Raw genomic sequence first — 16,738 nt, 5'->3', positions numbered from 1 at the left:
CGCCACAAGCTAGCCGTGAACCTCACGGTGCAGTTGTGGAATGTCGTCGTCTGCCCGCCGAAACTGGTGCAGATGCTCCTGAACTGCGGGTCTCGACATGGCCTCGAAATCCTTGGGTGGCAACGTCATTTGAAATACCAGTCCACGGCCACCTGCCCCTTCCATGAGGGCACCGCCTCCCGCAACGGGTAGCTTCAGCACCGGCGTGCAGTAGGACGGGAAGGTGTCTTCGAAGTGGATGCGGTAAACGCCGAAGCCGCTCTGGTTCGTGATCAACGGGTTCCACCGGGCCGGATTGAACGCCCTGGTAACAAACCAAGCAGCCTGCCAGGCACCGGCGGCGTCGAAGAGCTGTTGGTTGATTCTCATGTCGCAGTGTTCGTCGGTGAAGCGGTCCACGTTGTGGCGGATGCGTTCGGCGATCGCCCGTGCACCCTCACCGCGTCGCAGGTCGACGCTCAGGGCCGTGATGATATTGCCGACAAGCATCGGATCGAGACCACAACGATTCCGTGCATCCACTGCTATCACGAGGGTGCGACGATCCACCACAGGATCGGTGTTCACGAGCGCTTCGGAAACATGGGCGCACACGACATCGTTGGCAGACAATCGCATCCGGTTTCCGTACGCGCCGCGCATGCGGGCGATTTCGCCGTCTCCGAAGTAGAGACTCAGAGTCCGCTGCTTTCGCGCATCTTTCGCCAGGTAGAGCGCGCTGCGGGCAAGTTCTGCGAGCCCGAGGCAACGCACCCCTGGTTCGGACGCGCCATCGGCGGGAAGGTGCTCGTCGAGGTAGGCGGCGCGGTCTTGCACGATCAACGGCTCGGCGAGTGGCTGGTCAGCAGCGGCGGCGGCCCAGGCGTTCATGAAGAACATCGCCGTCCGCATGTCGCCGATCATGTGGTGCCAGGAGAAGCTGATCGCGGTCGCGTTGTTCGCGAGATGCGTGACACGGACCTTGCACAACGGGCCCCATCCCCACCGAGCCGTGACACCGTTCACCGGGTCGACGAGCCAGCGTCCGTTGTCCTTCGACGCCGAGTGGATCGCCTCACGGAGCGTGCGGCCCGACGACGCAGACGTGAACGGCACACCCTGCCCCTCACATCGGATTGCCATCCTGCCGTCGACGACGGTCATTCGTCCTGCGAAGATCGGGAGGTTCGTGAGTGCGTGCGCAAATGCACGGACCAGGGCCCTGGTATCGAGATGGCGCTCGAAGAAGAAGACGAGGTGCCACGCTAAGTTCGCGACGATGGCGTCGCCGACATTGCAGCGAATCTCGAGCAGTTGCGCTGGCGTTGGTTTGATCAGGTGGGTCGCCATCGTGGGCTACCTTCGCCGGCGCACGACGATGAGGCCGCCGAGTTTCGGGGTGTGGGTGACCCCCCGGAAATGCATCTTCTCATCGGGGGCCGCGTCGGTCTGGATCCGGAAGTTCTGCAGCACCGTCCGCAACACGATATCCATTTCGGCGGAGACGAAGTCATTGCCGACACACCGCCGTGTTCCGACACCGAACGGTAGCCACGTCTGTGGCGCGGGCTTGGTACCCAGAAAGCGAGTCGGCTCGAATCGTTCGGGGTGCGGGAAGATTTCCGGGTTGTCGTGGATATCGGCGAGGCGCACGAGCACCGTACGACCCTGCGGGATCCACCACCCACCGAGGTCGAACGACGACCTGACCCTGCGGCCAACGACATCGAGGACGGTGCGGGCACGCAGCGACTCCGAAATTGCGGCCCGACGGAGTTCGCTGCCACCCTGATCGATCTCGCTGACCAGTTCGGCCAGCACGTCCGGATGGCGTCGCAGCCGCTCAAACAGCCAGCTCAACGCTGCTGTCGAAGTTTCATGACCGGCAGCGATGAGGGTCAGCAGCTCGTCGCTGATCTCCGTCCGCGGAATTGCGGTTCCGTCGTCGTACCGACTGCGCAGCAACAGGGCCAGCACGTCCTTCCGCTCACCCAGAGTCGGATCGGTCTCGGCCCTGTCGATCAGTGCGTAGATGATCCGGTCGATCGCGCGTCGGGATTCGTCCAGCCTGCCCCAGGGGCTGTGGCGCCCGGTCCGAAATGGCAGCCGCGGCACGAATGCCATGACCGATCCCAGTTTCATGAACGACGGCAAGATTTCGCGGAGTTCTGCGAATTCGGGTTCTTCGGCGCCGAAGAGGGTCCGCAGGATCACGTTCAACGCGATCCTGTTCATTGGTTCGAGAATCCGGAACTCTGTGTTCTCAGGCCACTTCGAAGCTTCGCGGAGTGTTTCGTCCACGATCATCTGTTCGTAGCCCTTGAGGCACTGACCGTGGAATGCCGGCGTGAGCAGTCGACGCCGATCGCGATGCGGCCCGTCGTCAAGTGCGAAAACTGACCCGGGCCCCAACAGATTGCCGATATTCGGCTGGACGTTGACCAGATGCTCGGCGCCCGTGGTGCACATCAACCGCACCAGTGCCGGGTCGGACACGATGACGGATCGACCGAAGAACGGCACATTGATTTCGAAGATGTGCCCGTGCCGGTTGATCCAATACCGCATCGCCTTGCGGCGAAAGAAGGCGAATGCTGCACCCTGCACAAGCTTGGGCAGGCGAACCTGCGGCGGGCTCAACCTGTCCGGCGTCGATGTCTCACACGGATTGGCCACGGCCGAATCAGTCATACGGTCCCCTAAACTGCGATGTTCCCCGGACTCTCCTGCTCGATGCGTGCGAACGCGACGGCTGGCCACACCGTGCCAAGGGAATCATCACTCGCGTGCGGTGGGGACGATCTCGGTAGTGCACTACTGCAATCTCGCCCGGTCTCGGCGGCGTAGTACTTAAACTTAAAGCCGTTGTTGCTGTTTGAGCCCAGCCGCCAACGCTTTGCGCGCATCGGCGATGCGGGCGACGACATGAAGACGCCGCCCTCACATCAGCCGCATAACGGCCCCTACGAATACGTCATCGAAATTCCGTGCCAGACCACTAAGTAGTAGCCCCTTAAGTCCGGGCGAAATTGCAGTGGCGCGCTACCGAACTCCACCTAACCCAATGGGAGTGACGATTGCCATAGCGGAACTCGGCACCAGACGCGGTGGCCGTCCTTTCGCCATGAGAGAGGAAGCGTTGAGCATGACCGCCCCTAGCAAGCTATCCGGCTCGCCTCGCGAGGCTGTCCGCCCACTCAGGACGCGCACATTTGCCGTCAGCGACGGTGTTCCAGTCGAGGTCGTCGAGAGCGGGCCGAGTATCTTGGCCCGGTTGGTGTCGCTGGCTTCGCGACTAACGATCAGGCCGACCCTGGCCGTGTGCAGCCATGTTCCGCATATGCCCTGGCCTTGGGGACTTATCGACTTCACGTCCCGGGTCTTACTGCCCGCCCCCAGCGCCCTCCGGGCGATGGTGAGTTTGCCCAATGCCACGGCTCAGCTCGTCCGCTCGCCTGGCGTGCTGCCCGCGGACGGCAACCGACGGGTGGTGCTCTACTTGCACGGCGGTGCGTTTCTGTCGTGCGGGGCCGACTCGCACAGCCGAGTTGTCAACGCGCTGTCGAAGTTCGCCGACTCACCCGTGCTGGTAGTCAACTACCGGCTGATTCCCAAGCACTCGATCGGGATGGCCCTCGATGACTGTTACGACGCCTACCGGTGGCTGCGGCTGCGCGGATACCAGCCCGACCAGATCGTGTTGACGGGCGATTCCGCGGGCGCCTACCTGTCGTTGGCGCTCGCGCAACGGCTCCACGACGAAGACGAGGAACCGGCGGCCCTGGTGGCGATCTCGCCGTTGATGCAGCTGGCGAAGGAGCCCAAGCAGTTGCATCCGAACATCAAGATCGACGCCATGTTTCCGGCGAAGGCGTTCGATGCGCTCCTCGCGTTGGTTGCCAGCGCCGCCAATAAGCACAGCGTCGACGGTAAGCCCGAAGAGTGCTATGAGCCGCTGGACCACATCAAACCCGGTCTGCCGCGGACGTTGATTCACGTGTCCGGGTCGGAGGTGCTGCTGCATGACGCGCAGTTGGCGGCAGCCAAGCTGGCGGCGGCCGGTGTGCCGGCCGAGGTGCGGATCTGGCCTGGCCAGATTCACGACTTTCAGCTCGCCGCGCCGGTGGTGCCGGAGGCCACGCGCTCGTTGCGCCAGATCGGCGTGTACATCCGGGAGGCCACCGACGCGCCGATACCGTCTTCCCGAGCTGAGAGCCAGCTGGCGTCTTTTGTACCGCAAGGAGTTTCGCTTCGAATGCGCCAGCACCCGCCACGTTCGCCAGGCCAGCGAGTCGTTGCCGCTAGCCACTCAGGCTTTGCTGCCAAGCACGCGTTGTTCAAAGAGGTCGGCACCGCGGGAAGCGCCGCCGGTGGCGGTGAAACCAACGGCCACCCGCCTCGCGCCAGCAGCCATTGTCATCGCTTCTCGCACCTTCGTTCGTAGCCGCGACGACGACAGTTTCTTGGCCGGCAGGCGGGTGCCGCACCGGGCTACCTCGACGCGCCGCGCGACCTCGAATTGGTCACGCCCATAGGGCACGACACACACGGGTACACCATGGGCGAGCGCCTTTTGAGTTGCGCCCATCCCACCGTGCGTCACCGCACACACCGCGCGGCCAAGAACTAGGCCGTGCGGGACGAACTGGCACACCGTCGCATTGGGCGACGTCTCAATTCCGTCTGATCGCCCAGCGGGCATGGTCGCGACCACATGCACCGGCTCGTCGGACAACGCGGTTATCGCGGTCTGAACAAGGTTGTCGTCGGCCTGTTTCTCCGACGACGTGGTGACGAGGACGATCGGCCGGTCTACCGAGGTCAGCCAATCGGGGTCCGTGTTCGGACCGGGGTCATCCGCGCAGGGTCCGATCATCTGCACGGCATCGCCCCAATCGGTTTGTGGGTACTGAAACGGCTTGCCGCTGGCGACGAGTAACAGTGGCGATCGGCGCAAGAACTCGTCGACTGACCCGACCGGACCTACGTTGACTGTCGCGCGAATCATGTTGATCTGCGGGAGCATCAGCTTTTCGAGACGGGCCACTACAGTTCTGCGTACGGCGGCATCACGCACCCGGCCCACCGCACCTGACATCGGTCTGAGACCGAGCCCAAACGGTGGCACCCCGGGCGATCGCAACGGCGGCGTGTACGGCGAGAAACAGGCCCATGGGGTAGGGCCGGCGTCGGCCGCGGACTGAGCACCCCAGCAATTCACGTCGACAACCAACGCGTCAGGATGTGCCCGCGCCACCGCCAGGGCCAGATCGGTGACTTCGTGCACGGCGCGCTGGCCGAATGCCGCGACCGACAGCTTCAGCGCAGCAACAGGGTTGGTTGCCTTCCAGTCGTCGAGTTCGATCCGCTCGATCCGCGGGTCGATAGCGTCCGTGGCAAATCCGAGCCGTTGGCTGATCTCGACACCGGCAGACAGCGTGCGCACATGAACGGTGTGGCCGCGACGGGCGAGCTCTGATAGCAGTGTGCTGATTGGCAACAGATGGCCAAGCGCGGGCGAAGTATAGGCCAGTATCGTCGCCATCTTCTGCACGCCTCACTCAGACGATCCGGTTGACCATTTGGCGCGCCTGATCGAGGCGCCCGCGGGCGTCGAGCTTCTCGCAGAGCCCAAGGTACGTCCTGGCGAGCTCGGCGTATCTTTCCGGGTCGCCCTCCACCTTCGCCAGCAGCGCTCGCGAGTTCAGCCACCACAGGTCCAGTGCCGGAATGCCCGGCCGACGGAGCTGCCAGTGGTCAACGATTCGGTGCACCTCAGTGAGGTCGTCGGTGGATCCCCGTTCGATGAGAAGGCCGACCAGTGCCTCACCGGCGCAACCGGCGAAGACACGGGAGCCACCAGCCATGTGCCTTGTAAATGTGGCATGAAGGTCATCGATCGCTTCGTCAATTCGCCCGTGGCGGGCAGCGTCGATCGCAAGGTCGGCGCTCACGGCCGGCAGCGCGATGGTCATGCTCTTGTGCTTCCGAATGTTTGCGTGGGCCTGGTGAAGCACGTCGATTGCCTCGTTGAACGCCGCATCGTCCCGTCGCAGCAACATTTTTCCGCAGGCCAATTGCGCGAGGATGATCCCGCTGATGTCACCGACCGATTCGGCACGCCGCAACGCCTCGCGCACCTGGTCGACCGTCTCATCAGCCTGGTCCACACCCAGCGCCGTCGTCACGACGAAGTAGAACAGAATGTAGGCGTATCGGACCGATTGGAGCGTGTGTGCGCGCTCGAGTTCCTCCCGGAAGCGCCGTCTACCCTGCTTGTAACGGCCGCTGCACGTCTCGATGCAACCAAGAAGCGCGTTTGCCGAGATAAGTTCGACTACCGGTATGCCCGAAGGCAGTGCGTGTATCGCATCGATAGCCTCGAGCGCGGCGTCGAATTCGCAATTTGCGAAGCGGACGAAGGCCACCGCATTGAGGATGATGCTCCTGGTCTCGGCATCGCAGTCAACGTGGCTGACCATATCTTCCAGCTCCGACGCCAGTACCGCAGCCTCGGAAACGCGGTTGTCGTTGGCTGCGAACGAAAAGATCAGTCCGGCTGTCGCAATCGCCAGGGACGTCAGATCACCAGTTTGCGTTGTCAGGTCACGAAACTCGCGGTAACGTTCGTCGACGTCTGCACCACTACCCACGAATACCGCTGTCGAAATCAGCATAGTGCGTGGCACGATTCGCAAGGCGATGACGTCGTCGTGATCATCGGGCAACTCGTCGGCGATGCGTCGTGCGTTCTCCCACTGTCCGCGAGCGGCGGGAATATCGCGAGGCCGAAGCCATTCCGCCGCGCGCAGGTGCCAGCGGCAAGACTCGGCTAGTTCGCCGGCCGCCTCGAGATGTGTGGCGATCAGCGCCGCATGCTCGTCGGCGGAAACGGGGTCGTGTGCCTCAATGGTGGCGGCGAGGCGCCGGTGCCATTCGGTGCGATCGGATTTCAGCTGCGATTCGTAGGCCACCGCGCGGATCAACGGGTGGCGGAAGGCGTACTCGGCGCTGGGGGTGAACCGCACCTGATCGATCAGCTCCGCGCTGAGCAGCTCGTCGAGTACCGTGTCGATGCCCAATGCGGCCAGCAACTGCTCTTCGAAGCGGACGCCGATCACCGACGCTGCGGTCAAGGCCCGCTTGGCCGCGGTGTCCAGTCGATCGATGCGCGCCTCGATGGCGGCCTGCACCGTCGCGGGCACGCTCACCTCAGTGACGTCCGCGCCACAGCCGTAGCCACCGCGCTCACCGGCCAACACCCCGCGCTGCACCAACTCGCGCACCATCTCCTCGGCGAAAAACGGATTCCCTGCGGCCTGCTCGGCGATGATCGCGGCCAGTGCGCCCACCGAGGGATCCGAACCCAGCAACTCAACCAGCAGCGCCGCGGTATCCGAATCACCTAGCGGGCCAAGCGCTATCGTCTGCGCGTTGGGCACCCGTGTCAGCATTCCCTCATACTCGGGGCGGAATGTGATCAACACCATCAACGTGGTCCGCGGGATCACCGTGAGGAAGTCGGCCAGCATCGACTCGCTGACCGGGTCGATCCACTGCGCATCCTCGATGATGAAAAGCGCCGGTTGGGTACGCGCCAGCAACACGGTGTTGACCAGCGAGGTCAGTCGGCGCCGCCGCGCATCCGGGTCGATCTGAGGTAGCGGCACCTCGGGGTCTGCGATGCCGAGCAGATCGTCAAACAGCAACAGATCTTCCACGTCGGCATCCGGCACGTGTTCCCGAACCCGGGCTCGGGCGGCTTCCCCATCGCGGTCGGCCACGCCGGTACCCGCCCGCAGCAGCCGGGTCAACACATGGAAGGGAATTTCGCTGGCATGCGACTCGCAGAAGGTCCAAATTACCTCGGCCCCGCGACCGGCCGCGGCCATCGCGGCCTCCCGGGCTGTCCGGCTCTTGCCGATGCCCGGCGCCCCCACCACATCAACCACACCACCGCGGCCGCCGACCGTTCGCTCCACCAGGGCCTCGAGGGCGGCCATCTCCCAGCGCCGGCCGACTAGGCTCGCCTCGGCACGCCCGAGGAGGCCATCCCGAGGCCCGATCCCCATCAGTCGGCGCGCTCGCACCGGTTCTTCGGCCCCCTTGATGCGCACCCACTCCGGTTCAGCAAGCATCACGGTGTGCTCGACGAGCCGCGCGGTCGACTCCGACAGCATCACCCCGCCCGGGGGGGCCACCGATTCCATGCGCTGAGCAAAGCCGACCGGCTCGCCGATGGCTTTGTAGCCCAACGATCCCGAACCGATCTTCCCGAAGATCACCCGACCCGAATTCAGGCCCACCCGCAACCGCAGCGCCACGCCGTCATGGCGGTCAATCTCGGCGGCCAACCGGTTCGCCTCCTGCTGGATGGCCAGCGCGGCCAGGCACCCCCGAAACGCATGATCCTCCAATGCCACTGGGGCGCCGAAGACCGCCATCACCCCGTCGCCGATGAACTCCACCGTCCCCCCGTAGCGTTGAACCACCGTCGCCGAACGCTCCGCCAGCTCAGTCATGATTTCGCGCAACCGCTCCATATCCACGGTGGCCGCGATGTCCATTGAGCGCACCACGTCGGCGAACAGCACCGTCACCTGCTTGTACTCGGCAGCATCGACCGATGCCATCATCGGTGCCCCGCACGCGTCACAGAATCGGGCGCCCTCGTTGGGCGTCGTAACCACACTGCCGGCGCTGCCATCACGCATCCTCTGCCGACCCCGGGGGCCCGTACTGACCACCTGATTCACCAAGGGTATGGCTTCTCCGGCTTGACCCGGAAGGGATGTCGCCTGACTACTGCGGGAACGGCGCGCTGCTGGAGCAGCACTGACATCCGGCGAGCGTTTCTGAAACGTGTTTCAGTTCCGGGCGAATTCAGGCCTCGTCGGACTCTTCGGAGGCCAGCGCTTCCTGTATCCGCTGGCGCGCTCCGGCCAGGTGCTCTTCGCAGCGCCTGGCCAGCTGCTCACCCCTTTCCCACAGGCTCAGCGACGCATCGAGGTCCAGCCCACCCTGCTCCAGCCGTTGCACGACTTCGAACAGCTCGTCACGGCATTGCTCATACCCGAGTTCACTGACGGGCTTCATCGGCTCAGCCCCCATCGGTGGGTCCCTCACTCACCGCCGCCACCGCACCATCAGACACCCGCACCCGCAGCCGGGTGCCGGCGGGGGCGTTGTCGACCGACCGCAGCACGTGTACCGGCCCCTGCGCCGAAATGGTCTGCACCACCGCATAGCCGCGGGCCAGGGTCGCCGCTGGACCCAGCGTGGCCAGCCGGGCGGACAGGTGGCCGACACGCTCGGTCTGCACGGCGATCAACCGGCCGATGTCACGGCGTAGCGCGGTTCGGGCGCGGTGCACCTCCTCACTGCGCGCGGTCAGCGCACGCAGCGGGTCGGCCAGCACCGGCCGGCTACGCAGCTGGGCCAGCGTCCGCTCTTCGCGCAGCACCCAGTTGCGCAGCGCCTGACGAGCGCGTCGGCGCAGCTCGACGATCAGCGCCAGCTCGGCGACGGCATCCGGGACGATCTTCTTCGCCGCGTCGGTGGGCGTGGCGGCGCGCAGGTCGGCGACCAGGTCGCAGAGCGGGTTGTCGGGCTCGTGACCGACCGCGCTGACGACCGGCGTGCGGCAGGCGGCGATCGCCCGGCACAGCGTCTCGTCGGAGAACGCCAGCAGGTCCTCGACGCTGCCGCCGCCGCGGGCCAGCACGATCACCTGCACGGCCGGATCGGTGTCCAGGTCGCGCAGCGCCGCGACGATCTGCGGTACGGCGTCGGGCCCCTGCACGGCGGTGTTGCGCACCGTGAATCGCACCGCCGGCCAGCGGTCGGTGGCCACCGTCGTGACGTCCCGCTCGGCGGCGCTGGCCCGGCCGGTGATCAGGCCGACGGCGGCCGGCAGAAACGGAATCGGTCGTTTGAGCCGCGGGTCGAACAACCCCTCGGCGTCCAGCAGCCGACGCAGCCGCTCGATGCGGGCCAGCAGCTCACCCACCCCCACGGCCCGGATCTCGCTGAGCCGCAAAGAGAATGTGCCGCGTCCGGTGAAGAAAGTCGGTTTGCCGCAGACCACCACCCGGGTGCCTTCGGTCAGCTCGACCGGCACCCGTGCGACCAGCTCAGGTGTGCACGTCGCGGTCAGTGACATGTCGGCGGCGGGGTCACGCAACACCATGAACACCGTTCTGGCACCGGGGCGCACGTTGACCTCGGTCAGCTGACCCTCCACCCAGACCGGCCCCAGCTTGTCGATCCAGCCGGCCACCCGCACCGCGACCGCGCGGACCGGGAACGGGTTCTCGGGGGAGCTTCCCGGTGCGGGTGCGCTCACTTCGCGGTCGCGCGGGTGATCCGGTTGGCCAGCAGCGTCTGAAACGGTGCCCGCGCCTTGGTGGCTTCTTCATAGGCCAGCAGGGCTTCCAGCTCGTCGACACCCAGCGAGCGCAGCCGGGCCCGCAGCTGGGCCAGGGTCAGCGCCGCATAGTCGAGTTCGCCGACCACGTCCGGTTCGCGGACCGCGACACCGGCCGCGGTGTCTCTGGTGACGTTCGTCTGCGGGTTGTCATCCGCCTCGCCGACCGAGTAGAGGGCGAACCTGCCTTCCGAGCGGCGACCGCCGTCCGAACCGTCGGACGTCGAGCCGAGTCCATCGCCACTCGACTCCTCACCGGCTTCACCGGCATCACCGGCATCACCTGCCTCACCGGCCTCAAGGTCTTCGTCGAACGTCGCCCACTCCGGTTGCTCGTTCTTCGGCGGGAACAGTGCCTCCAGTGTGGAGTCTCCCTTGATCGCCAGCTCAGCCAGGCCCTGCTGCCATCGCATGACGAAGTGTGCGGCCTGGCTGGCCAGCGTCATCGGGTACGTCAAGATGGTATGCGGCAGCTTCATGGTCTCCTCGACGGCGACGGTCGCCACGCCCACCAGCAGCCGGACTCCATACGGTGCAGTAGCCATGGCCCCAAGCCTGCCTCAATGGCCGGTCAACGCCAAGCGGGTGGTGGGGCTGGCACTGGGCTGGTCTAGTCACGGACGCGGACCGTACGCTGGTGCCATGCCACCGACGCTCAACATCGGGATGCCCGGTGCCAGCCGCTCAGCAGCGGCGATCTCCGCCGACGCTCCCACCGGCAAGCGCGTGTTGTTGGCAGAGCCGCGTGGCTACTGCGCAGGTGTCGACCGCGCCGTCGAAACGGTGGAGCGCGCATTGGAGAAACACGGTGCGCCGGTCTACGTCCGGCACGAGATCGTACACAACAAGCACGTGGTGGACGCCCTGACCAAGAAAGGTGCGATCTTCGTCCGGGATACCGACGAGGTGCCCGAAGGCTCGATGGTGGTGTTCTCCGCGCACGGTGTGGCACCGGACGTGCATGCCTCGGCCGCCGATCGGGGGCTGCGGGTCCTCGACGCGACCTGTCCGCTGGTGGCCAAGGTGCACAACGAGGCCAAGCGCTACGCCCGGGACGGCTACGACATTCTGCTCATCGGCCACGCGGGCCATGAGGAGGTCATCGGTATCATCGGCGAGGCACCCGAACATGTGCAACTCGTCGACGGCCCGGACACGGTGAACGCGGTGACCGTGCGCGACGAGAACAAGGTGGTGTGGCTGTCGCAGACCACTCTGAGCGTTGACGAGACCATGCAGACCGTGCTGCGACTGCGGGAACGGTTTCCGAAGCTGCAGGATCCGCCCAGTGACGACATCTGCTATGCCACCCAGAACCGGCAGACCGCTGTCAAGGCGATGGCCGCCGAATGCGAGCTGGTGATCGTGGTCGGATCGCGCAACTCGTCGAACTCGAACCGGTTGGTGGAAGTGGCGCTGGGCGCCGGAGCGGCGACCGCTCACCTCGTCGATTACGCCGAGGACATCGACCCGGCGTGGCTGGACAACGTGCAGACCATCGGCGTCACGTCCGGCGCATCTGTTCCGGAGATCCTGGTGCGCGGTGTGCTGGAGCGGTTGGCCGAAGACGGCTACGACACGGTGCACCCGGTGGCGACGGCCAACGAGACGCTGGTGTTCGCATTGCCGCGGGAGATTCGCCCGCCCCGGCCGTAGCGCAGTAGGCAGCGGGTCAAATGTCGTACTCCCAGGACTCGGCTGCGTTCCTGCGCGGTCTGTTCGACCGGGCTGGCGGTTCCGCGCCAGACTCGTCGCCAAGGTCCGGCCTGCGATAACGCACCTGTGAGATCGGGTGGTGTGTGGCCGCGACGTCACGGCCACCGGCAGCGGTGTTCGGTGCCCGCCGGCGAGGTGGCGCAGGTGGCTCAGATGGCGGTGGTCCCGATCGCTCGACGGGCCGATAGGCGTCCATCCGGGTGCCGCGTGTCGCCGATCGGCCGGTGTCCCGATGCGGGTCGCGGCGGGTGTCCCGGGCCGGCTGAGCGTGCCGGGCACCGGTCTGCGGAGACCTGGGGCGCCGCCGCGGCGGTGGTGGCGCTTCGCCGCGGGCCGGCGCCGGCCGGCGCCGTCGGGGATGGTCAGCCTCCCAGTTCGGCCTGTCGTCGGCCGGGGGCCGGGTATGTCGGGAACGCGCCGGCGCGGCATGTTTGGTGGAACCTGATCCGCGTGGCGCTGACGCGGAGCGGCTGGGGCGACCGGGACGGCCGGTGCTGCGTTGCCGTCGCGGGGCTGCCGGAGCCGCGCCGGCGCGGGCGGGATCGCGGCGGAACACCGCGACCAGTTTCACAGTGAGCCGCTTGACGGTCGATGCCACACGCCCAGGGCGGGTCGTCTTTTCCCCGACGACCGGTGTCGCCGGCCGTGTCATCATCCCGAAATACCAGCGGGTCATGCCGATCAGCAGCACACCAGCCGAGGTGAACAACATCAGCGGGAACCGCTCGATCAAGGGGTAGCCGCAGTTGATCAGGATCGCCCTGGTGTCGGCGAAGGTGGTGCCGTGGAACACCCAGTAGGCGGCGGGTACGGCGCAGAACAGGATCAGCGGAGGCTGGATCACGGCAGTGAACACGCTCGATTGCTGCACCGCGAGCACAGCCGTGAAGCACCCGAGTACATACAGTGCGGCGAAGACGTCGGTCAGCTCGTTGCCGCCCGATCCGGCGTCGAACGCGATCCCGACCGCCGTTGTGAGCGCCGCGACGACGATCGCCGCCCACCACGGCAGACCCGGCAGGTTGGGGTAAGCCGAACGGTGATCGGCCGTCACCGCCGACCTCGCCCGCTGTGCTGACACACATTGACCGTACCGGCTGGTGGCCCTCACACCGGTAAACGCCGTGCCGCTGCGCCGTCAGCATCGGGACCGCTGGTCGCCTCGGCTGCCGTCGCCTTTTCGGCGGCCATCTCTGCTGTTGCCATTTTCGAGGTGCTCAACTATTGCACAGCTCACACAGGCAATAGGTAGCACACTGACAGGTCGATGCCCTGTCGCGCAGTGGCTGTCGTGCCGTAGTAGTGACATCGACAACGTTCGCTGGAGCCGACGGCACTAGGGCCCTCATGCAGTGGGGGTCACGCTGGTTCGGCGTGCGGAAAGGTGAAGAATTGATGGCCCGCCGCCATAACATCTCGTTCTGGGATGCGGAAGACACCCTGGCGTGGGAAGCCGGCGACAAGACGATCGCCCGTCGCAACCTGCTCTGGATTGTGGCGTGCGACCATGTCGCCTTCGGGGTCTGGACGCTCTGGCCGGTGCTGGCCTTGTTCATGCCGCAGAGCGTGTACGGTTTCTCCTCGGCGGACAAGTTTCTGCTCGGTGCCACCGCCACCTTGGTCGCGGCCTGCCTGCGGATCCCCTATTCGATGGGCATCGCGATGGTCGGGGGGCGCAACTGGACGGTGGGTTCGATCGTGGTGCTGTTTGTCCCCACCGTCACAGCGATGGTGCTGCTGGCCCACCCAGGCTTGCCGCTGTGGCCCTATCTGGTGTGCGCGGCGCTGACGGGATTTGGCGGAGCCAATTATGCCGCGTCCATGACCAACACCAACGCGTTCTATCCGCAGCGGCTCAAGGGTACGGCGTTGGGTTTTAACGCCGGGGTGGGCAATCTGGGGGTGCCGATGGTCCAGTTGGTGGGTTTACTGGTGATCGCTACTGCCGGTGCGCGGTCACCGTTTTGGGTGTGCGGGCTTTACCTTGTGCTGCTGGCGGTCGTCGCCTGGGGCGCGGCACGCTTCATGGACAACCTGGAGCATCCCACCGAGGTAAGCCACCTCCGCGCGATTTTCGCGTTGTCGGACACCTGGCTGCTTGCGCTGCTTTACCTGGGCACGTTCGGCTCCTGGATCGGGTTTTCGTTCGCGTTCGGTTTGGTGCTGCAGCACAATTTCATCGCCGAGGGCCAGAGCACGGCGCAGGCCGCACTGCATGCGGCCGAGTTGGCCTTCATCGGTCCCGCGCTGGGGTCGCTGGCCCGCATCTACGGCGGGCGACTTGCCGATCGCGTCGGCGGCGCCCGTGTCACCCTTACGGTCTTCGGTGCCATGGGGTTGACCACCGGATTGCTGCTCTACCTCAGCTCCCTGGACGGCCACCGCTCCGGCGTGGCCACCGCGGCGACGGTGGTCGGCTATATGGCGTTGTTCGTCCTGGCCGGATTGGGCAACGGATCTGTCTACAAGATGGTCCCGTCGGTCTTCGAAGCACGCAGCCACCAGCTGAACGTCGGCCAAGCCGAGCGCCGCCGATGGTCGCAGGCTATGTCGGGCGCCGTGATCGGGTTCGTCGCTGCTTTCGGTGCGCTCGGCGGCGTGGGGATCAACCTCGCGTTGCGCCAGTCCTACCAGAGCACCGGAACGGAGACGTCGGCCTTCTGGATCTTCCTGTCGTTCTACCTTGCCGCAGCGGTGCTGACGTGGAGACGGTATGTGCGCCAACCGGACACAGCACAAGAAAAGCAACAGGTGGCTACGCCGCTCGCAGCGGAGTTGCTGCACTGAACGGGCGGCATTGAGTATTTCCCTTCGGATCGGGTCTTCGACGGCACAGAGCACACCGTAAACTTGATGTCCTGTGAGCCTGAGCCTGGGGATCGTGGGGCTGCCCAACGTCGGCAAGTCGACGTTGTTCAACGCATTGACCGGTAGCAGCGCGTTGGCCGCCAACTACCCGTTCGCCACGATCGAACCGAACGAAGGCGTGGTTGCGCTGCCGGATCCCAGGTTGGCCGAGCTGGCGGCGATGTTCGACTCGGCGCGGATCGTGCCGGCCCCGGTGACCTTCGTCGACATCGCCGGGCTGGTCAAAGGTGCATCGGAGGGGGCCGGGCTGGGCAACAAGTTCCTCGCCAACATCCGCGAATGCGACGCGATCTGCCAGGTGGTGCGAGTGTTCTCCGACGACGACGTGGCCCACGTCGATGGGCGGATCGATCCCAAATCCGACATCGAGGTCATCGAGACCGAGCTGATCCTGGCCGATCTGCAGACCTTGGATCGCGCGGTGCCGCGGCTGACCAAGGAAGCCCGCAACAACAAGGACCGCAAACCCGTCCACGACGCAGCCGCCGCAGCACAGCAGGTACTCGACAGCGGTACAACGCTGTTCGCCGCCGGCCTGGACGCTTCGCTGCTGCGGGAGTTGAACCTGCTGACCACCAAGCCGTTTCTGTATGTGTTCAACGCCGACGAGGCGGTGCTGACCGACGCGGCTCGAGCGGCCGAACTGCGCGAGCTGGTTGCCCCGGCCGACGCGGTGTTCCTCGACGCCAAAATCGAGGCCGAGCTGGCCGAGTTGGACGACGAGTCGGCGCTGGAGCTGCTGGAATCGATCGGGCAGACCGAGCGGGGGCTAGATGCGTTGGCCCGGGCTGGTTTTCACACCCTACGGCTGCAGACCTTTCTGACCGCCGGGCCCAAGGAGGCCCGGGCCTGGACCATTCACCGGGGCGACACGGCACCCAGGGCGGCCGGGGTGATCCACTCCGACTTCGAGAAAGGTTTCATCAAGGCCGAAGTGGTCTGCTATGACGACCTGATCGCCGCCGGGTCGATGGCCGCCGCCAAGGCCGCGGGCAAGGTGCGGATGGAAGGCAAGGATTACGTGATGGCCGACGGCGACGTGGTGGAGTTCCGGTTCAACGTGTAGCACGCGGTCATACCGTCAGTTTCGTCACGGTATGACCACGATTGCGGTGAGTCTGCCGTCGGTCTGTGATCCCTGATGAGCTACTGATTGGGATTTCGACGGTATCTCGATCCCATGGGAGGCTGTGATTGACTCGGCTGGCCGCATAGTCGTGCCAAAGTCGCTGCGCGACGCGTTGGGCCTCAGACCGGGAACCGTGGTCGACATTTCGCAGTACGGCGCCGGCGTGCAGATCACCCCTGGCGGGCGCACCGCGAGGATTGAACGCGATGCAACTGGGCGGTTGGTCGCGCGCAGCGAAGCCGTCGTCACCGATGAAGCGATGTTCGCACTCATCGACGCAGGACGACGTTGACGGTTGCCGGGCTTGTGGCGGTCGACACCAGCGTCGCTGTTCCGCTTCTCGTCGCCAACGATCAGCACCATACGCAGGTTGCTCTCCGTCGAGGAGTACGAACGGATCACGGACAAGCGGGCCATCGAGTGTCGTCATTGCTCACGAGGTTACAATCTCCGTACAGACGCAGTGAATATGTAACAGATGCGGAGTTGCCCGAAATGAGCATCGGCACCGATGAGTTCGCCATCGAGATCGAGGTCCGACACTACGAGCTCGACACCCAAGGACACGTCAATTCGGCGGTCTACCTGCTTTACGCAGAGCATGCGCGGTGGCGGCACTT

General features: G+C 65.5%; 13 protein-coding genes and 1 pseudogene. 6 read left to right on the top strand and 8 right to left on the bottom strand.

Annotation, left to right across the window (positions count from 1 at the left end; translation table 11 throughout):
• Window positions 1-9 precede the first annotated feature (9 nt).
• Together AC2VOP_RS00740 and AC2VOP_RS00735 are read right to left on the bottom strand one after the other, a co-directional pair.
• Entirely contained in the window at window positions 10-1,329 is a 1,320-nt protein-coding gene (locus AC2VOP_RS00740; protein ID WP_486959185.1) for an acyltransferase, read from the bottom strand.
• Window positions 1,330-1,335: 6 nt separating this feature from the next.
• Window positions 1,336-2,670 carry a cytochrome P450 gene (locus tag AC2VOP_RS00735; RefSeq protein ID WP_486959184.1) on the bottom strand — a complete coding sequence of 445 codons (1,335 nt, stop codon included), beginning with the start codon at window positions 2,668-2,670 and terminating at the stop codon, window positions 1,336-1,338.
• A gap of 174 nt (window positions 2,671-2,844) precedes the next feature.
• On the opposite strand from AC2VOP_RS00735, the gene AC2VOP_RS00730 reads away from it, so the two are divergent.
• A complete protein-coding gene (locus AC2VOP_RS00730; RefSeq protein ID WP_486959183.1) occupies window positions 2,845-2,985 on the top strand; it encodes a hypothetical protein in 141 nt (46 codons plus the stop codon).
• 139 nt (window positions 2,986-3,124) lie between these two features.
• Window positions 3,125-4,165: pseudogene (locus AC2VOP_RS00725) on the top strand (alpha/beta hydrolase); the annotation flags it as partial.
• 123 nt (window positions 4,166-4,288) lie between these two features.
• Here the strand turns inward: AC2VOP_RS00725 and AC2VOP_RS00720 are convergent.
• From AC2VOP_RS00720 to AC2VOP_RS00700, 5 genes are all read right to left on the bottom strand, one after another.
• Entirely contained in the window at window positions 4,289-5,524 is a 1,236-nt protein-coding gene (locus AC2VOP_RS00720; RefSeq protein WP_486959182.1) for a glycosyltransferase, read from the bottom strand.
• 16 nt (window positions 5,525-5,540) lie between these two features.
• A complete protein-coding gene (locus AC2VOP_RS00715; RefSeq protein WP_486959181.1) occupies window positions 5,541-8,615 on the bottom strand; it encodes an ATP-binding protein in 3,075 nt (1,024 codons plus the stop codon).
• A gap of 247 nt (window positions 8,616-8,862) precedes the next feature.
• The gene (locus AC2VOP_RS00710; protein ID WP_486959180.1) at window positions 8,863-9,090 is read right to left on the bottom strand and encodes an exodeoxyribonuclease VII small subunit; all 228 of its coding nucleotides are present in this window, start codon (window positions 9,088-9,090) and stop codon (window positions 8,863-8,865) included.
• A complete protein-coding gene (xseA, locus tag AC2VOP_RS00705) occupies window positions 9,080-10,324 on the bottom strand; it encodes an exodeoxyribonuclease VII large subunit (RefSeq protein WP_486959179.1) in 1,245 nt (414 codons plus the stop codon). The genes AC2VOP_RS00710 and xseA overlap by 11 nt, the downstream gene beginning before the upstream one ends.
• A complete protein-coding gene (locus AC2VOP_RS00700) occupies window positions 10,321-10,950 on the bottom strand; it encodes a lipid droplet-associated protein (RefSeq protein ID WP_486959178.1) in 630 nt (209 codons plus the stop codon). Before AC2VOP_RS00700 ends, xseA begins: the two co-directional genes overlap by 4 nt.
• Window positions 10,951-11,047: 97 nt before the next feature.
• Here AC2VOP_RS00700 and AC2VOP_RS00695 point away from each other — a divergent pair, with 97 nt between their 5' ends.
• Window positions 11,048-12,061, top strand: coding sequence for a 4-hydroxy-3-methylbut-2-enyl diphosphate reductase (locus tag AC2VOP_RS00695; RefSeq protein ID WP_486959194.1), 1,014 nt, complete (start codon window positions 11,048-11,050; stop codon window positions 12,059-12,061).
• Window positions 12,062-12,077: 16 nt separating this feature from the next.
• Here AC2VOP_RS00695 and AC2VOP_RS00690 read toward each other — a convergent pair whose 3' ends face one another.
• Window positions 12,078-13,202, bottom strand: coding sequence for a DUF6542 domain-containing protein (locus tag AC2VOP_RS00690; protein WP_486959177.1), 1,125 nt, complete (start codon window positions 13,200-13,202; stop codon window positions 12,078-12,080).
• A gap of 314 nt (window positions 13,203-13,516) precedes the next feature.
• Here AC2VOP_RS00690 and AC2VOP_RS00685 point away from each other — a divergent pair, with 314 nt between their 5' ends.
• The 3 genes from AC2VOP_RS00685 to AC2VOP_RS00675 all read left to right on the top strand — a co-directional run bounded on the left by AC2VOP_RS00685 (window position 13,517) and on the right by AC2VOP_RS00675 (window position 16,410).
• Entirely contained in the window at window positions 13,517-14,908 is a 1,392-nt protein-coding gene (locus AC2VOP_RS00685) for a nitrate/nitrite transporter (protein ID WP_486959176.1), read from the top strand.
• A 73-nt stretch (window positions 14,909-14,981) separates the two neighbouring features.
• Window positions 14,982-16,055 carry a redox-regulated ATPase YchF gene (ychF, locus tag AC2VOP_RS00680; protein WP_486959175.1) on the top strand — a complete coding sequence of 358 codons (1,074 nt, stop codon included), beginning with the start codon at window positions 14,982-14,984 and terminating at the stop codon, window positions 16,053-16,055.
• A gap of 124 nt (window positions 16,056-16,179) precedes the next feature.
• A complete protein-coding gene (locus tag AC2VOP_RS00675; RefSeq protein ID WP_486959174.1) occupies window positions 16,180-16,410 on the top strand; it encodes an AbrB/MazE/SpoVT family DNA-binding domain-containing protein in 231 nt (76 codons plus the stop codon).
• Window positions 16,411-16,738 lie beyond the last annotated feature (328 nt).

It is taken from the genome of Mycobacterium sp. TH-M106 (assembly GCF_057473765.1).
Note: the sequence above shows the minus strand (reverse complement) of the source record. Positions and strands in the feature narration are given on the sequence as shown.

Bases quoted from the DNA above. Each gene is read 5' to 3' on its own strand.
- AC2VOP_RS00700 (WP_486959178.1), bottom strand. From the start codon at position 10,950: ATGGCTACTGCACCGTATGGAGTCCGGCTGCTGGTGGGCGTGGCGACC.
- AC2VOP_RS00740 (WP_486959185.1), bottom strand. From the start codon at position 1,329: ATGGCGACCCACCTGATCAAACCAACGCCAGCGCAACTGCTCGAGATT.
- AC2VOP_RS00715 (WP_486959181.1), bottom strand. From the start codon at position 8,615: ATGATGGCATCGGTCGATGCTGCCGAGTACAAGCAGGTGACGGTGCTG.
- AC2VOP_RS00720 (WP_486959182.1), bottom strand. From the start codon at position 5,524: ATGGCGACGATACTGGCCTATACTTCGCCCGCGCTTGGCCATCTGTTG.
- AC2VOP_RS00685 (WP_486959176.1), top strand. From the start codon at position 13,517: ATGGCCCGCCGCCATAACATCTCGTTCTGGGATGCGGAAGACACCCTG.
- AC2VOP_RS00695 (WP_486959194.1), top strand. From the start codon at position 11,048: ATGCCACCGACGCTCAACATCGGGATGCCCGGTGCCAGCCGCTCAGCA.
- AC2VOP_RS00710 (WP_486959180.1), bottom strand. From the start codon at position 9,090: ATGGGGGCTGAGCCGATGAAGCCCGTCAGTGAACTCGGGTATGAGCAA.
- AC2VOP_RS00735 (WP_486959184.1), bottom strand. From the start codon at position 2,670: ATGACTGATTCGGCCGTGGCCAATCCGTGTGAGACATCGACGCCGGAC.